Annotated in this window: 16 protein-coding genes and 1 pseudogene; 1 reads left to right on the forward strand and 16 read right to left on the reverse strand. The window is 36.6% G+C overall.

Annotated elements, in window-relative coordinates:
- Positions 1-10: 10 nt before the first annotated feature.
- The 14 genes and pseudogenes from polA to citZ all read right to left on the reverse strand — a co-directional run bounded on the left by polA (position 11) and on the right by citZ (position 14615).
- On the reverse strand, positions 11-2638 hold the full coding sequence (gene polA / locus AO843_RS09145; RefSeq protein WP_054610816.1) for a DNA polymerase I: 2628 nt from the start codon (positions 2636-2638) through the stop codon (positions 11-13).
- A gap of 67 nt (positions 2639-2705) precedes the next feature.
- Positions 2706-2912 (reverse strand): hypothetical protein, encoded by a 207-nt coding sequence (locus AO843_RS09150; protein WP_054610817.1) that lies wholly within the window; start codon positions 2910-2912, stop codon positions 2706-2708.
- Positions 2913-3013: 101 nt separating this feature from the next.
- Entirely contained in the window at positions 3014-3505 is a 492-nt protein-coding gene (locus tag AO843_RS09155) for a hypothetical protein (RefSeq protein ID WP_054610818.1), read from the reverse strand.
- Between the two features lie 294 nt (positions 3506-3799).
- Positions 3800-4216 carry a DNA polymerase I gene (locus AO843_RS09165; protein WP_231630109.1) on the reverse strand — a complete coding sequence of 139 codons (417 nt, stop codon included), beginning with the start codon at positions 4214-4216 and terminating at the stop codon, positions 3800-3802.
- A 185-nt stretch (positions 4217-4401) separates the two neighbouring features.
- Positions 4402-5412, reverse strand: a complete 1011-nt coding sequence (gene hflC / locus AO843_RS09170; protein WP_054610821.1) for a protease modulator HflC — start codon at positions 5410-5412, stop codon at positions 4402-4404.
- Positions 5412-6374, reverse strand: a complete 963-nt coding sequence (hflK, locus tag AO843_RS09175; RefSeq protein WP_054610822.1) for an FtsH protease activity modulator HflK — start codon at positions 6372-6374, stop codon at positions 5412-5414. The genes hflC and hflK overlap by 1 nt, the downstream gene beginning before the upstream one ends.
- A gap of 107 nt (positions 6375-6481) precedes the next feature.
- Positions 6482-7195 carry an LrgB family protein gene (locus tag AO843_RS09180; protein WP_054610823.1) on the reverse strand — a complete coding sequence of 238 codons (714 nt, stop codon included), beginning with the start codon at positions 7193-7195 and terminating at the stop codon, positions 6482-6484.
- Positions 7192-7560: a CidA/LrgA family holin-like protein gene (locus AO843_RS09185; protein WP_054610824.1), complete on the reverse strand. Its 369-nt coding sequence runs from the start codon at positions 7558-7560 to the stop codon at positions 7192-7194. Before AO843_RS09185 ends, AO843_RS09180 begins: the two co-directional genes overlap by 4 nt.
- Positions 7561-7937: 377 nt before the next feature.
- On the reverse strand, positions 7938-9473 hold the full coding sequence (gene pnpS / locus AO843_RS09190; RefSeq protein WP_054610825.1) for a two-component system histidine kinase PnpS: 1536 nt from the start codon (positions 9471-9473) through the stop codon (positions 7938-7940).
- Positions 9470-10186: a response regulator transcription factor gene (locus tag AO843_RS09195; protein ID WP_012295616.1), complete on the reverse strand. Its 717-nt coding sequence runs from the start codon at positions 10184-10186 to the stop codon at positions 9470-9472. Before AO843_RS09195 ends, pnpS begins: the two co-directional genes overlap by 4 nt.
- A gap of 54 nt (positions 10187-10240) precedes the next feature.
- On the reverse strand, positions 10241-10681 hold the full coding sequence (locus tag AO843_RS09200) for a MaoC/PaaZ C-terminal domain-containing protein (protein ID WP_054610826.1): 441 nt from the start codon (positions 10679-10681) through the stop codon (positions 10241-10243).
- Positions 10682-11036: 355 nt separating this feature from the next.
- Positions 11037-11974 (reverse strand): annotated as a pseudogene (gene mdh, locus AO843_RS09205) (malate dehydrogenase).
- A gap of 183 nt (positions 11975-12157) precedes the next feature.
- Positions 12158-13420 (reverse strand): NADP-dependent isocitrate dehydrogenase, encoded by a 1263-nt coding sequence (icd, locus tag AO843_RS09210; RefSeq protein ID WP_054610827.1) that lies wholly within the window; start codon positions 13418-13420, stop codon positions 12158-12160.
- Between the two features lie 79 nt (positions 13421-13499).
- Positions 13500-14615 (reverse strand): citrate synthase, encoded by a 1116-nt coding sequence (citZ, locus tag AO843_RS09215; protein ID WP_054610828.1) that lies wholly within the window; start codon positions 14613-14615, stop codon positions 13500-13502.
- A 239-nt stretch (positions 14616-14854) separates the two neighbouring features.
- Here citZ and AO843_RS09220 point away from each other — a divergent pair, with 239 nt between their 5' ends.
- On the forward strand, positions 14855-15820 hold the full coding sequence (locus AO843_RS09220) for an AI-2E family transporter (RefSeq protein WP_082389431.1): 966 nt from the start codon (positions 14855-14857) through the stop codon (positions 15818-15820).
- On the opposite strand, the gene AO843_RS09225 is transcribed toward AO843_RS09220, so the two are convergent.
- Positions 15804-16193 carry an FxsA family protein gene (locus tag AO843_RS09225; protein ID WP_054610829.1) on the reverse strand — a complete coding sequence of 130 codons (390 nt, stop codon included), beginning with the start codon at positions 16191-16193 and terminating at the stop codon, positions 15804-15806. The two genes, AO843_RS09220 and AO843_RS09225, sit on opposite strands and share 17 nt — an antisense overlap.
- 228 nt (positions 16194-16421) lie before the next feature.
- Positions 16422-18182 (reverse strand): pyruvate kinase, encoded by a 1761-nt coding sequence (gene pyk / locus AO843_RS09230; protein WP_054610830.1) that lies wholly within the window; start codon positions 18180-18182, stop codon positions 16422-16424.
- Between the last annotated feature and the right edge of the window lie 23 nt (positions 18183-18205).

Below are 18205 nucleotides of genomic sequence, written 5' to 3' on the forward strand. Positions count from 1 at the left end.
GAACCCCTCCTTATTTTGCTTCATACCATGTTGAACCATGGTTAAAATCTACTTTAAGTGGTACGGACAGCTCTATGGCGTTTTCCATTACTTCAGGTACAATTTTTTCTAGCAGCGCAATCTCTTCCTTAGGTGCTTCAAAGATTAATTCATCATGCACTTGTAAAAGAAGCTTTGCCTGCATATTTTCCTTTTTCAGACGAGCGTCCATATCAATCATTGCTTTTTTAATAATATCAGCAGCGCTTCCCTGAATAGGGGTGTTCATTGCCGTGCGCTCAGCAAAACTTCTTAAATTAAAGTTTGAGCTCGTAATATCCGGTAAATAGCGACGTCTATTTAAAATAGTTGTGACATAACCATTGAATTTCGCATTTTGCACAATATCATCCATATACTGTTTAACCCCTGGGAAACTTGCGAAATATTTCTCAATAAAAGTTGCTGCTTCCTTACGAGTAATATCTAAATTTTGTGATAAGCCATAATCACTGATGCCATAAACAATTCCAAAATTAACAGCTTTCGCTGCACGACGCATATTACTATCAACTTCATCTTCTGATACATGGAATACATCCATAGCTGTACGCGTATGGACGTCCATTCCTTCACGGAAGGCCTCTACAAGGTTTTTATCTTCGGACATATGTGCAAGCACGCGTAATTCGATTTGCGAATAGTCCGCAGAAAACAGTATCCAATCCTCTTTCGCAGGGACAAATGCTTGACGGATTTTACGTCCCTCCTCTAATCGGATAGGGATGTTTTGTAGATTCGGATCCGTCGAGCTTAGTCGTCCTGTAGCAGTTAAAGCTTGTTGGAAGCGAGTATGCACTTTGCTATCCTTTTCATGGATTTCCTTCAGCAACCCTTCAATATAAGTAGACTGTAATTTACCAAGCTGACGATATAACAGAATATATTCAATAATGGCATGCTCGGATTTTAACTTCTCTAATACATCAGCAGCCGTTGAATAGCCCGTCTTCGTTTTTTTAATAACAGGTAAACCTAATTTATCGAATAAAATAACACCTAATTGTTTTGGTGAATTAATATTAAACGTTTCTCCTGCCTCCGCATAAATTTCTTGTTCAAGCACGACAAGCTTTTCATTAAGCTCTTGGCCCATTTTTTCTAGCGTAGCACGGTTAACGGTAACGCCTTCACTTTCCATCTCACCTAAAATGGCTGCCAGTGGCAATTCCAAGTCTTTATAAAGATCAAATTGTTCATTTTCCTTTAATAATGCCTCTAGCTTCGGCTGTAATGACCAGACAGCATAAGCTTTTCGGCTAACATGCTGTGCAAGTTTATCTATTTCAGGTATAGCACGTTTGGCTCCCTTGCCATAGACCGTTTCATCAGCTTGTACATCATAATACCCAAGTTCCTTCGCCAGTGTGGCAACATCATCCCCACTAAGTCCAGGATTATTAATATACGAAGCAAGCACTAAATCAAAATCAACGCCAGCTAATTGAATACCTGCTCGTTTTAATGCCGCTTGAGCTGCCTTGGAATCAGACATATATTTGATTTTTGAGGAGTCCTCTAACCAGCGGCGAAGTATATCTGATTTTGCCGCAATGTCAAAAGGAATGTATTGAGTCTTTGTTCCATCAGATAAGGCCATTCCTAGTAGCGCACAAGTGTGGTAATGTTCATTCTCTAGCTCAACATGCACAGCCATCACATCTTGTAAGTCTTCTTGTCGAACTTCTTGAACATGTTCAAAATCAAAAGGTGTTTGCTCTTGCTCTTGCACAGTAAAATCACTTTTATCGAGCAGTGATTTAAAGCCAAGTTCACGCCACACATTGATTAATTCTTCTTCATTTGGACCATGGTAAACGAGATCAGTTAGTGAAATAGATATTGGGGCATCTGTAAAAATCGTTGCCAACTTCTTACTCATTATGGCCTGCTCTTCATTGGCTACCAACTTTTCTTTCATTTTAGAAGCTTTCAATGTATCCATTGCCTCATAAAGTGCCTCAACGGAGCCATGCTCTTTTAATAGTTTCACAGCAGTCTTTTCACCAACACCTGGCACACCTGGAATGTTGTCTGAAGAATCGCCCATTAAGCCTTTCATATCAATAATCTGTAGGGGCGTTAAACCGTACTTTTCTGCAATAAAGGCCGGTGTGTTTCTCTCAATTTCCGTAATCCCTTTTTTCGTAATATAAACAGTTACTTGCTCTGTCGCAAGCTGTGTTAAATCTCGGTCTCCAGATACGATGATAACATCCATATCCTGTGATGAAGCCTCTTTAGCAAGCGTCCCGATAATATCATCCGCTTCATATAAATCTTGTTCGTATTGCTTAATTCCATAAGCGTCAATAAGCTTACGTAAATAAGGGAATTGCTCAGATAATTCTGGTGGAGTCTTTTGTCTCCCACCTTTATATTCCGTAAAAGTTTCATGGCGGAATGTTGTTTTTCCAGCATCAAAAGCCACTAAAATTTTCGTTGGTTGTTCTTCCTCTAATATTCTTTGTAGCATTGTTGTAAAGCCGTACACAGCATTAGTATGAATGCCACTATCATTCGTCAACAATGGCAACGCAAAAAATGCGCGATACGCTAAACTATTACCGTCCAATAATAGTAATTTTTCCTTTGTCATGATTTTATCCTCCTGCGTTGTCTTCTACTTAATTGTAAAACGAAAACGTATGTTTGAAAATGCTTCTTCACTCTACTTTATCGAGAAAACAGCCATTTTGCCAACAATAACGATGCATTTTAAATAAAAAAGCCTGCGACAACGCAATGCTATCCGTCACCTTGGGGGCTCTATCCATCACTTTCAGTATTTTATCCGTCACTTTGGAGGATCTATCCATCACTTTCAGCATTTTATCCGCCACTTTGGAGGATCTATCCATCACTTTCAGCATTTTATCCGCCACTTTGGAGGATCTATCCGTCCTTACCACCATTACAAAAAAGCCAACCGCACACAGCGATTGACTTTTTAATAGATCATCTTGATTTCTGATTAACGCATATTATTGATTATCGAAGAACGACTATCCTGCATTTTTTTAATAAAGTTCGTCATGGTATCAAAGGCCTCGTTACGTTTATTATTCATGCTTTGTAAGCGGAGCATATCCATTTGCTGTGAATTACCTAGACTATCTATCTGACCTTTTAGGCTTTGGATTTGCTGATCAAGTGCTATTTGTTTGTCCTGATCTTCTACAGGTGTAGCCGTTTTTTCCTGATTTAATCCTGCTAGCTGTGAATTCAAATCAGCTATTTCCTGATTTTTTTGTTGAACAGCTCCTAGTTGGTCCTTTAATTGGTTTTCTAATAACTGTGTTCGTTGTGATTGAACTGCCATTAAAGCTGTTTCCAGATCCATACCTTGAATATCCAAGGGCTGAATTCCACTTTCCCCTTGCAAATGGTTATTTGCAGAGGAATGCCCTGCCCCACTAAATAATAAACCTACTGCTAATGCACTTCCAAAGACTACTTTTTTCATCTTGATTCCTCCTCCTATTAAAGTGAAATTTTTCTAATCATACATACTGAAGATTAAAATTTGGATAAAAATAATTATCCATTCTTGTATGTAGAGTACCTTCTTGTGACGTTCAGTCATTGACTTTCCCTCATACTTCTTAAATGTACTATGGATAAAATAAAGGCGATACTGATGAATGTTAATAATTTTCGTATTAACATGGCATTTGACTCTTGGCATTCGGTACAAGAAACATAAAAAAACTTTCATTCTGGGAGGTAACTCCTATGAATGAAAGTTCTATAATTGATGTTATTGATTGGCTGTGCGATAAAAAATCTCTTCATATATAACCGTTAAGATAAACGCATTCATAAAGGCAAACACTAAAAATAAGGGCATTCCCCCTAATTGTGGCTGTGTTAACTCTTTACTAAATACCATAACAGCGCTAATTTGTGCTAGAAAGAAAATAAAGCCAATACCGATTTGCCAAATAGGACGCTTGACCTTTCGTTTTTCATACCAAAACAACTTTTTAAACAGATTTCTTACATCATTTGCAATAATAATACTAACTAAAAAGATACTTACAAAAAATACTGGTATATGATAAACACTCTTTGTCATCCACTCAAAATCAGATAGGCGGAAGAAAAGAGTCAATAACGATGCAATACTACAAGCAATCCCTAAATTTTGGAGCCATGTGCTAATTCGTAATTTCACAGCTATTACCCCCAACAATTCTTTTTTAAACATTATCATTCTATCAAATTGTAGGCGGTTGGGGAATAGAAATTTATAAGTTTCTATTATTTTCACAATATAGAAATTCAAATTAAGGGATTTTTATAATTTTATTTCAACAAAAAAAGTCGTCTCTTTGATATGAGAGACGACTTTGCTATCAATTATTTTATATAACCAGATAAAACCTTTGCATAAGGTGAAGACGCTGGCAAAATAATAACCGTATCCTCTCCAACCGTTTTCTTATAAGATTCTAGCGTGCGGTATAAAGAGTAAAATTCAGGATCTTGGGAGAATGATTTATTGTAAATTTTTGCGGCTTCTGCTTCTCCTTCAGCTTGAATAATGGATGCTTCCTTATTCGCAGTAGCTAACATTTCTTGTACTTGTTGATCGGTTTTGGCTTCAATACGACGTTTCTCAGCATCACCTTCTGAAAGATACTTTTGGGCAATGGATTCACGATCTGAGATCATGTTCGTAAAAACAGATTGCTCATTTTCAGTTGGCAAATCAATGCGACGAATACGTACATCTACTACTTCAATGCCATATTTATCGTTTGAAAGTAGTTCATTAACACGTTCTGTTACCGTATCATTAATGCTCCCTCTCGAAGAATCCTCATCATTAATAATCTGATTATAATCAATACGTCCAAGCTCAGATCGAATAACAGAATAAATAAACTCTTCCATTCGCGATTCCACTTTTTCAATCGTACCCGCATTAGAAATTAATAATTTGGGATCTGTAATACGCCACACAGCATAATTATCGATAATAATTCGCTTCTTATCTTTTGTATTAATTTCCTCTTCTGAAATTTCATATGTCATTTGATTTTTCGGTAATTTTGTGACACTTTGGATAAATGGAATTTTCATATTTAATCCAGGTTCGCGTTCAAACTTTACAACCTCTCCAAATTGTCGAACAACAGCATATTCGGATTCCTTCACTATATAAATATTTGTTAATAAAATAATCACTAGTGCAAAGATAGCTGTTATCGTTACACCTAATGTTATATATTTCTTTGGATTTTTAGGTCCTTTTTTCGATATTTTTACTACATTGTCCCCTGAATCACCTTCTGATGGAGTAGTTTTTTTACTTTTGCCCGATAAAAAATGGAGGAATTTATCAAGATCCTTATTTTTTTGGTCCATTAGTTACCACTCCCTTCTTTTTTCTCTGTTGGTGTCTGCTGAGGTTGTAGCGGCTGTAGTGGCAAGTACTTCATCGTATTACCATCATCATTCATAATGTAAATTTGTGCTTTTGGTAAAACGTTTTCAAGCGTCTCTAAAATTAAACGCTCTCGCGTAATTTGTTGATTGCCTTTATACTGTTCATACGTTTTATTAAAGACTGCTACATCACCTTGCGCTTGCTCAATACGGGCTGTTTTGGCACCTTTTGCCTTTGACATAATCGCATCACGTTCACCTTGAGCTTCATTAAGGCGTTGATTTTCATATTTTTCAGCTTCATTAATTTTCGTATTTTTCATTTCACGTGCATCTGTGACAGCAGTGAATGCTGCACGCACTTCCTTATTTGGCAATTCTACATCTTGCAATTTTACACCTAAAACACTAATCCCAATATCGTAATTTTCTATAAGAGAAACTAATAATTCACGCGTTTTTGCTTCGATGTCAGCTTTACCTTCTGTTAACGCTGCATCGATCGAAGAACTTCCGATAATAGAACGAATGGCACTCGATGTGGCACTATGTAATATTCTTTCCGGGTCCTGTGAATTAAATAGAAACTTATTAGGCTCAGTAATTTTCCATTGCACTACAAGGTCTGTTAACACAATATTTTCGTCCCCTGTAATCATTTTTGTTTCAGCATCATACGCTTCTAATTCACCTGATTTATTTTGCTTATAGCCAAACTGTAAACTAAAAGTTTCTTTTGACAAAATTTCAACTGATTGAACTGGCCAAGGTAATTTAAAATGAAGACCTGGGTTTGTGACCATTTCATCGGCACGACCAAATGTAATGACAACTGCTTGTTCTGATTCATCGACTGTGTACCATGATGTAAATACTGTAATAAGTGCAATAACTCCAAAAATTCCAAGTCCAACCATCATTAGTGTCCTTTTCACACTCATGTCTGTTCCTCCCTTTTATTGATTACTATTGTTTACGGGAGATCTTTATAAAAAGTTTCAAAATATTTTCATATAATTAATTTAGCATAAAAAAACCCTGCTACCTTTTATGGTAACAGGATATTAATAACTAGATGTTCAATAACTGGGAAAATGGTTGTGGATAATACAATACTAATTAAAGCAGCAACAATCATTGCTAAACTTGCAAAGGTACCTTCTAGTTCACCAAATTCAAATGCTCTAGATGTACCTGCACCATGTGCACCCATCCCTAACATTAATCCTCTAGATGATGGATTATGGAATCGACATACTTTAATAACGATCGGTGCTAATAGGCTTCCTAAAATACCTGTTGTCATAACGAAAACAGCTGTAAGCGTAGGTGAACCTCCAATCATATTTGAAATGTCCATTGCAATGGGTGTTGTCACCGAACGTGGCACTAGACTATGCACAAGCTCATTGTTTAACCCTACAACTATGGCCATTATAAAGGATGAAATAATAGCAACTGTTGAACCAACCGCAATACTTACGAAAATTTCGAAGGCATGCTTTTTTAATAAATTGACATTTTTATAGATAGGAACCGCAAAAGCAACCGTTGCTGGTCCGAGTAAATTCGTTAGAACGCTAGCTCCAGCATTATAAGTTTTATAGGGTATACCTGTTAGTAATAATAGGATGATAATTACTAACGGCGTCACCAACATTGGTGTCAGCCATTCTTTTTTATATTTCTTATAGATCATTTTACAACTATAAAAAATAACAATTGTCCCTAATAAGCTAATACCAGCTATCCATAAGCTCATACCGCATCACCCTTCTTTCGTTGCTCTAGCCATTGTGCCGTATAGCCCGTTACAAACATCACAATAATCGCGCTTCCAACTATGACAAGCACAACCTTCATGCCTTGTACACCGAATAATGCATGATAATCGATGACGCCGATGGCAGATGGAATGAAGAAAAGTAAGAGTTCACTTAGTAATACTGCTGCCCCTAGCTCAATCCATTTAAGCTTGATAATATGAAACTGTAAAAGTAAAAATAATAGGACGAGTCCTATTATGCTCCCTGGAATCGGCAAGTGAAGTAGGCGTGCAATATTATTCCCGATAAATAATAGGATATAAAGAAAGCCAATTTGCACGATACTTTTGACGATTTTCATGGTCATCCTTCTTTCATTTTTTTCTCTGCCTTAACAGTCAGAAAAACACATTTCAAATGAAAAGAAGTTATGATTTCACTGACTGTTCAAGCTTTAATTTGACGAACAATCTACTAAAGATTGATGTTAAACTTTTATGCTACTATACTTTACACCTATTTATCCTCTCTGTAAAACAGAAAAAGAATCTAGTGCCTAATTATTAGACAGTAGATTCTTTGTGGGGCGAAAAATATAGCAGTTATTAAAAAATCTCCAAACATAAAGATGGTTAGAGATTTTTTATGGTTATAGTCTTAACAATCATATAGGGGGTTTCTAGTTACAAGTATAGTTCCCAAATATGAATGTAACATTTTGTTCATGTAAAGGATTTGTTAATTTTTCGGAATCGTGACAATCATTTTAGTTCCTACTCCCACTTCACTTTCTACTTGAATGCGTCCATGATGGGCATCTACAAGATGCTTGACAATGGCTAAGCCTAAGCCTGTTCCACCTGAATTTCGACTTCGTGCACGATCAACACGATAAAAACGCTCAAAAACTCGGGCAATTTCATGCTTTTCAATACCGATTCCCTGATCTTCTATTTCAATAATGCCATGTGTTTCATTTTCCTTTAAACGAATAGACACAGTTGTATTTTCAGGCGAATAGGTGATGGCATTGGTAATTAAATTCGTCACAATCTGAATAATACGATTGGCATCTCCCATTACCTGTACGTCACGCTCAATATCCACATGAAAGCTCATATTTTTTTCATCTAATCGTGGAGCTGTTAGCTCTGCTCCACGAATCAGCACATCTTGTAAGCCCATTGGCATAATGTTGACAGTGAAGCCATGCTGTTCAATCTTAGATAGCTCTAACAAATCTTGAATGAGCATTTGAAGACGATTACTTTCTTTATAAATAATTTCTAAGAAGGATATCAGCATTTTTTCGTCTTTATAGGCTCCATCTAATAAAGTTTCAGAAAAGCCTTTTATAGAGGTAATAGGTGTTCTTAATTCATGGGATACATTGGCAACAAAGTCTTTGCGAATTTGCTCTAAACGAACAAGCTCCGTTATATCATGCATAACAATGACAACGCCTAGCCATCTTCCATGGTCTCCTATAACAGGTGCTCCATATACTTCTTTATTATAAAGCTCCTGCTTTATTTCCATCTTAATTTGTTGTCGATAAGGCATCTCTGTAAGAAATACATGATCGATAAACTGCTCTAATGATTTTGGTAAGCCAATTGTCCGAAATACCTTGCCCTGAACTTCATCAATCTGCATCCCAAAACGTTCTAAAAATACGCGATTCACTATCGAAATATTTCCTTCGCGACCAATCATCATTAGAGAGCTGCCCATATTTTCGATTAAGGTTTTTAGTCTCTCTTCCTCTACTTCACGGATAGTCGTAATATCCTGCAAATTACGGGCTAAAATATTAATAGAATGGCTTAGTGGTATCATGCGTTCATATTCATTTTCATGGGCACGTGCACGGTAGTTCCCCTTTGCAAGTTCAAGAGCCGTTTCGGTAACATTATCGATTGGTGCTGTAAAATTCCGAATCATATAGCGACTTATAATACCAATTAATATCAGTGTGATGGTAAAGAGAATTGCCAATATGATATAGAGTCGTGCCCGCACAAAGGTCAACAAGGAATCCTCTTGCTCCATGCTCTGTGCTGCAAACAATGCTTCTTGATCTTCCTGGGAAAGTTCGATCTTGCGCTCATCCATTACTTGGCTCATAGATGCTTGTATGTGAGTGTTTGCTTGCTCATTGTATTGCTTGATATAAACAGGAAAAAGCTGACCTATAACAATCATTAGGACAGCTAATATCGTTCCAAGTAAAAGCATGAATGTCAAGAATAAGCGGTTGCTCATTGATTTCATGACGTTTTCGGCTCCTCAAATTTATAGCCAAGGCCTCTAATTGTTTTGATGAACATCGGCTTACGGCTATTTTCTTCAATTTTATCGCGAAGGTGGCTAATATGAACATCCACAATTCGAGTATCGCCAGCAAAATCATATTTCCATACAGCACTTAATAGCTGATCACGTGTTAATACACGATTTTTATTTTCAAGTAAATAAATGAGTAACTCAAATTCTTTTGGCGTAAACTCCAGTGCCTCATCTTGTAAAAATACTTCAAAGCGTTCTGGAAACACTCGCAATTGTCCAAACTCAAACATTTTCTCTTGAGGCTCATCTTTCTCATCTGACACAACATTTTGTGTAAAGCGTCTTAAAACTGCCTTTACACGCGCCAATACTTCCCGTGGACTAAAGGGTTTTGTCATATAATCATCTGCCCCTAATTCCAGACCAAGTACTTTATCAAATTCATCATCTTTTGCTGTTAACATAATAATTGGCGTATTCATACGCTGCTGACGAATTTGTTTACATACTTCCATACCATCTAGCTTTGGTAGCATTAAATCTAATAGTATTAAATTGGGCTGTATGTCAATTGCTTTTTCAAGTCCTTCTTGACCATCTGCAGCCGTTTCTACTAAATAGCCTGCCTGTTCTAAATTATATTTCAATAATGTTGCAATTGAAAATTCATCTTCAATAACTAAAATTGTTTTTGTCATAAATTTAATGCCTCCGTTAGTGATTTGAAACCCCCATTTCAAATCTCAAGACGTCTATAATGCAAGTGGTGGTGTCACCAACAACATACCTTCAATCACAAGCTGCTTTTGCTCATTATAAGAGTGTACAGACACAGTAATCGTATTTTCGTATTTATTGACTGCTGTTACCTCTAAAAGTGTATCAAACAGTTCATAATGATAGAGAGGCCCTAAATACTTTAAATGTTGCTCAATAATTCGTGCACCTGGTCCAGGAATATACTTTGACACAGCTGATGTAATAATACCATTTAACATAATTGTCGGGACAATAGGTTTTTGGAAAGGTGTCATCGCCGCATAATCATGTTGAATATAAAGCGGATTACTATCGTTTGTTAGCCCTAAATACAGCAATAGATCCCTATCCTCAATCTTTTCAGTTATATGGATCTTTTCGCCAATAGTAATTTCATTGATTGTAAGACCAAGTTTACTATTTTTTTGAAGCAAAGATACGCCAACCCCTTTTCTATCATACTACATTCATAGTATCAATTTTATGCCAAAAGTACAACGAAAAGCCGAAGAACCTTATGCCACCCAGCACTTATACATAAAAAAAAACGAGCAGGGGTTACCTACTCGTTTTTTCTTAATCTAACAAATGTTATTGTACCGAATCTGATACGTCCGATATAGAATGACGCTGCCTATTTAGTTTTTTCAGCAGTGTTCAAATGTACACTGCAATAGAGGAACACCGTCATGTTGTACCAAAGCCCCCCAGAAATGTCACAGATTTTTAAGTAGCTTTTCGGTCAAACTCTAAAAAATCTAGACGTCATTTTATCGGGACATAATTGGTTTACACTAAAATTTTCATCACATTGCGGACTGCATCTGCCGATTGGTCTAAAGCTGCTTTTTCTTTGTCTGTTAACTCAAGCTCAAAGATTTTTTCAATACCATTTTCGCCAAGTAAGGTAGGAACACCTAGATATAAATCGCTATAGCCATATTCTCCTTCTAAATAAGCGATAGATGGCAGAATACGCTTTTGATCTTTTATAATGGCTTCAGCCATTTCAATCAATGCTGCAGCAGGTGCATAGTATGCTGAACCGTTGCCAAGTAAGTTAACGATTTCAGCACCACCATTACGTGTACGATCTACTATTGCTTCTAGGCGCTCAGCAGGGATTAACGATTCTAATGGAATACCACCTGCAAATGAATAACGTGTTAGAGGCACCATCGTATCACCATGACCACCTAATACAAAACCAGTAATATCTTTCACTGAAACATTCAGTTCTTCTGCGACAAATGCACAGAAACGAGCAGTATCAAGAACACCAGATTGACCGATAACACGATTTTTAGGGAAACCAGTTTCTTTATAAACAGTGTATGTCATGGCATCAACAGGATTTGTAAGTACGATAATTGTGGCATTTGGTGAATGTGTGGCAATCTCTTTGGAAACAGTTTTCATGACACCTTGATTGATTTGAACAAGATCATCACGACTCATACCTGGTTTACGTGCAACTCCAGCCGTAATAATGACTACGTCAGAATCAGCTGTATCTGCATAATTTGAAGTACCTTTTACATAAGCATCATAACCTTGAATAGGTGCTGCTTCCCACATATCTAGGGCTTTTCCCTTTGTAGGATTTTCTGCTTGTGGGATATCCACTAATACGACGTCACCAAGTTCTTTCTGAGCTGCTAAAAATGCTGCGGTAGCACCTGTGAATCCGCCACCGATTACTGATATTTTTTACGTTTCAGAGTCATTTGAATACGCTCCTTTAAAATTGGGTTATATATTTTAAAAGAGGGAGGAGAAATACATCTCACTCCCTCGATTAAACAAGTTCATCGTAAATATTTTATTTAACGAAAATTTACTTTTACCCTAATTATATCGGCATAATAAAGCATCCGTTTTCGTAAAAATCCCTATATTAGAATAGAGAATTATAAGTTTTTGATTAACTCATTTGCGAATTCTGAACATTTCACTTCTGTAGCGCCATCCATTAAACGAGCGAAGTCATAAGTTACAACTTTAGAAGAAATTGTATTCTCAACAGATTTAGTGATCATATCAGCAGCTTCTTGCCATCCTAAGTGTTCAAGCATTAATACACCTGAAAGTAATACTGAAGATGGGTTTACTTTATCTAAACCAGCATATTTTGGAGCTGTACCGTGAGTAGCTTCGAAGATCGCATGTCCAGTTACATAGTTAATGTTCGCACCTGGAGCGATACCGATACCACCAACTTGTGCAGCTAGTGCATCAGAAATATAGTCACCATTTAAGTTCATTGTAGCTACTACATCGAACTCAGTTGGACGAGTTAAGATTTGTTGTAAGAAGATATCAGCGATAGAATCTTTCACCAAGATTTTACCTGCTGCTAAAGCATCAGTTTGTGCTTTGTTTGCTGCTTCTTCACCTTGTTCAGCTTTGATTGCATCGTATTGGTTCCAAGTGAAAGTTTGATCAGCAAATTCTTTTTCTGCTAATTCATAACCCCATTTTTTGAATCCACCTTCAGTGAATTTCATGATGTTACCTTTATGAACTAAAGTAACAGATGGGCGTTTATGTTTAATTGCATATTCGATAGCAGAACGTACTAAACGCTCAGTACCTTCTTTAGATACAGGTTTTACACCGATACCAGATGTTTCTGGGAAGCGGATTTGATTTACACCAAATTCAGATTGTAGGAAGTTGATGATTTTTTGAGCTTGTTCTGAACCAGATTCGAATTCAATACCAGCGTAGATGTCTTCTGTGTTTTCACGGAAGATAACCATATCAACGTCTTCTGGGCGTTTTACTGGAGAAGGCACTCCATCAAAGTGACGTACTGGACGTAAGCATACATATAAGTCAAGTTGTTGACGTAGTGCTACGTTAAGAGAGCGGATACCACCACCGATTGGTGTAGTAAGAGGACCTTTGATTGCAATTAAGTATTCGTTAATTTTGTCTAAAGTTTCTTGTGGTAACCATTCACCAGTTTGGTTAAATGCTTTTTCACCAGCTAAAACTTCTAACCATTCAATTTTCTTTTCACCGTTATAAGCTTTTTCTACTGCTGCGTCGATTACGCGTGATGCTGCTGCCCAGATATCTGGACCAATTCCATCACCTTCGATGAAAGGAATTACTGGATTATTTGGTACATTAAGTACGCCATTTTCAACTACAATTTTGTTTGACATTCTGTTGCCTCCTAAATTCATAATCATAGGACTGTGTTAGTGATAACACAGTCCCAAACATTCTAGCATATTTTCCAAATTAGCGCTCGCTGATTGGAACATATTTTTGCATACCTGGTCCAACATACTCAGCACGTGGACGGATTAGGCGGTTATTTGCATATTGCTCAAGGATGTGTGCCACCCAACCTGAAGTACGTGATACTGCGAAAATTGGTGTGAACAGGTCATGATCAATACCTAAAGAATCATACACTGACGCAGAGAAGAAATCTACGTTAGCAGGTAATTTCTTTTGTTCTACGATCATGTCATGAATTTTAACTGACATTTCATAAAGCTCTGGTTTACCAGTTAGTTCAGTTAATTTTTTAGACATTACACGTAAATGTGGTGCACGAGGGTCGCCTTTGCGATATACGCGGTGACCAAAGCCCATGATTTTTTCTTTGTTGTCTAATTTATTTTGAATGTAAGATTCAACATTTTCAAGTGAGCCGATTTCAGATAACATCTTCATAACTTGCTCGTTTGCTCCACCATGAAGTGGCCCTTTTAATGCACCAATTGCTGCAGTTACACCAGAATAAACATCTGATAATGTAGCTACACATACACGTGCTGTAAATGTAGATGCATTTAACTCATGGTCAGCATGTAATACTAATGCTTTGTCGAATGCTTCAATTTCAATATCTGCTGGCTCTTCGCCTTTTAGCATGTATAAGAAGTTTGCAGCATATCCTAGTTCAGGTTTTGGTGAAACTGGTTCTAAACCTTTACGAACACGCGCAAATGCTGTTACTACTGTAGCAATTTTAGCTTGAAGACGAATTGCTTTACGATAGTTTGCTTCTGGATCCATAACATCCGCTTCTTCATCGAATACACCAAGTAGAGATACTGCAGTACGTAGTGCAGCCATTGGATGTACAGTTGAAAGTGGGTATGCTTTGAATTGGTCGACAATCGCTTGCGGAATTGACATGTTGTCTGCCAATTGTTGTTTTAACTCAGCTAGCTCGTCCTCTTTTGGTAAACGAGTATGCCATAACAAGTAAATTACCTCTTCGAATGACGCATTTTCTGCTAAATCATCAATGTTGTAACCAACATATGTAAGTGTGTCATCGATAATTGAACTGATTTTAGATTCCGCTGCTACGATACCTTCTAAACCTTTAGTTGCTGACATAAATTATCGCTCCCTCATATTTATATTTTTGTTGTAAATGTGTTTTTTTGCTACATTTACGGTTTTTGCTCATATGAACCATTAAGTAAATCGCTTACATTGCTATTATAATCATTTTTGACAGCTTTGTGAATGAAAATCCTCCAAATAAAGAAAAAGACGTCCGAACGACTATATATTTGTTCCAAAGAGGTTTTTTTGTATATTTTGACATTATGATTTGAGGTGAATTTGTAAAAATGAGGAATTTTAAGTATTTTTCATACGAAAGAACTACAAGTATTTTGCTTTTTATTTTTTATTTAGTCATACTATGGTTTGTGTTACCAGTATCACTTGCAATTTTTTTATCATTTTCGACGTATCCTATCATAAATTTTTTACATAAATATTGTAGGATCGCCAATTGGATAGCAGCAATTATTGTGGAGGTATTCATTTTAACTTGTATTTTTTTGCTTGTCGTCATATCCATCAATAGTGTTATTGTAATATTTCCGGAGATTCGAGATACGTTACAAAACTTCCCACTTTTCAGTGAATATGAATCCATGTTTGTACAAGTTTTAAAGGAGAAATCATTATCAATTTTTGATTCGATCATTATATATACAGCAGATCTTTTCCAATTATTAATGAAACATGTTATTGAGGTATTCATTTTTCTGGTTGCTTATTATTTCGCTCTACTAGAGACACGTAAATCACGTTACTGGTTTTTTCAATATGTGCCAAAGAAATATCGTCATGAATGGCAATCACATTTCGCGAAAATCATGCAGCTTTTTCATTATTTTTTATTCGTGGAATTTCAATTGTTCACGATTACCTTGCTTATTCTTTGTGGAGGTTTTATGATCCTTCAGTTTGAACAAGCTATTATAAAAGCTTTTATTGTAGCATTTGCAGATGTCCTGCCATTTTTCGGCATTGGTGTATTTCTTGTACCGATGAGCATTTATTTTTATTTTAATGGTAATACATTTTTATGTGTAGCCATTTTATTGTTGTATTTATTTGTACAATTAACAAGGCAGCTAGCTGACTCAATGCTTTGGTCCAATACGCTTCAATTACGAACATTCCATACATTTTTCATCAGCGCCGCCTCTATTCTATTGTTTGGCTTTTATGGAATATTACTTAGCCCAATCTTTTTATTTTTAGCGGTCAAGTTAAAAGAAAACTCTATCTTTGAACGATGATAAATTGACCTTTTTTCATTTTTTTACGCATCCAGTAATAGACAACGGGCTGGAACATTTTTCGTGAAAAAGGCATGAGAAGTAATAAACCAACAAGATCTGTTAAAAATCCTGGTAATGCTAAAAGCAAACCACCACTAAAAGTTAATAATGTATCAACCAAGGCAGATCCCGGTGCTTCTCCACGTGCTAATGTATTTTTTACATTTTGAACAGAATTCATACCTTTATTTTTCATTACATAAATCCCAATTACGCTAGTGGCAATAATGAGTAATAATGTACTTAAAACACCAATATTTTGTCCAATGACTATTAATAACGCCAATTCGGCTAATGCGTAGACAACAAAACCAAGAAAAATCTTTCGCATATTTTTCTCCTCTCTACTTGAAAAGGTATACCTTTTATACGTTATTATAGCCCATTTAGTTTCATAAAAAAATGAATGTCTCCAATCAAATAATACCAAATCTCTTACCTATCGATGATTGAGATATAAAAAGTGGCATTCCATATAGCACTAAAAATAGTTTAATTTGTACAACCCTTATTAAAAAGCTCTAGTACAACAAATCGCACTAGAGCTTTTTGTTAATTATTAAAGAACGCTTGCATGTCCTTTATAGATAACACCTGTTTCAGCGTCCATTGTAATTTCTTGACCATGGCGTATTAATGTTGTTGCTTCTTTTACGCCAACAATTACTGGAATACCAAGGCTTAATCCAACAACTGCTGCATGACTCGTTAATCCACCTTCTTCAGTAATCAGACCAATACAATTTTCAATTGCTGGCATCATTTCACGGTCTGAACCAACTGTTACAAGGATGCATCCTTCTGTATCATAAGCAAGTGCTTCCGCCGCATTTTTAGCAATAACCGTTTTACCTACAACGGATGCTTTTCCAATCCCTTGACCACGAGCTAGTAAATCGCCAATAATGTGTACTTTCATTAGGTTTGTTGTACCTGCTTCTCCTACTGGTACACCTGCTGTAATCACAACAGCATCTCCATGTGTGACGAAACCATACTTCAAGCTTTCATCCACAGCTAATTCTAAAATCTCATCAGTTGTCGTAACACGTTGACAAACAATTGGGTGTACACCCCATACTAAAGTTAATGTATGAGCCGTATTTTCGGAACCTGTTACAGCTACAATCGGTACACCAGGTCGGTATTTGGCAATCATTCTAGCTGTATTACCACTTTCCGTTGGTGCTAATACGGCTTTGACACCTAAATTGATGGATGTATAAGCTACTGCTTGTGAAATAGCCTCTGTCATATTGGCTTCTTTTTCACGACTACGTGTAGAAACAATTGATTTATAGTCTAAAGAATTTTCAGTACGTTGAGCAATTTTATTCATTGTTTGTACGGACTCTACTGGATAAAGACCCGCAGCCGTTTCTCCTGACAACATGATGGCATCTGTTCCATCAATAATGGCGTTCGCTACATCACTTGCTTCTGCACGTGTTGGACGTGGGTTACGTTGCATAGAATCCAACATTTGTGTGGCAGTAATAACTGGTTTCCCCACTTGATTACATTTTAAAATTAATTTTTTTTGTACAAGTGGTACTTCTTCTGCAGGAATTTCTACACCAAGATCTCCACGTGCTACCATTAATCCATCAGACACAAGGATAATTTCATCGATATTATCGACACCTTCTTGGTTTTCAATTTTCGGGATGATTTGGATATGCCCACCGCCATTTTGCTCAAGCAATTCACGAATTTCAAGCACATCTTTTGCTCGACGAACGAATGAAGCAGCAATAAAATCAACGCCTTGCTCAATACCAAATAAAATATCCTGTGCATCTTTTTCTGTAATACCTGGTAGCTGTACAGAAACACCTGGTACGTTGACACCTTTTTTATTTTTCAATACGCCAGCATTTTCAACAATCGTATGGATTAAACCTTTTTCAATATCTGTGGCTAAAACACGTAATTGGATAAGGCCATCATCAAGTAATATAATTGAGTTTTGCTCAACATCTTCTACTAATTGCTCATAAGTGACAGAAAAGCTTGTCTCAGTACCTTCCACTTCAGTCATTGAAATATCAATCACTTGGCCAGCTGTTAAATGAAGCTCACCATTTTTCATGTTATGCGTACGAATTTCAGGACCTTTCGTGTCTAATAAAATCCCTACTGGTTTATTTAACTTTTGTGCAACTTCACGAATTAAATGAATACGCCCCGCATGCTCTTCATGAGAACCATGTGAAAAATTCAAGCGGGCTACATTCATACCTGCTTCCATTAATTTTTCTAATGTTTCTGGTGACTCACTTGCAGGTCCGATTGTACATACGATTTTTGTTTTTCTCATTTTTGCCCACTCCGTTTATAACA

This window comes from Lysinibacillus sp. ZYM-1 (assembly GCF_001308875.1).
In the GTDB taxonomy this organism is placed as follows: domain Bacteria; phylum Bacillota; class Bacilli; order Bacillales_A; family Planococcaceae; genus Lysinibacillus.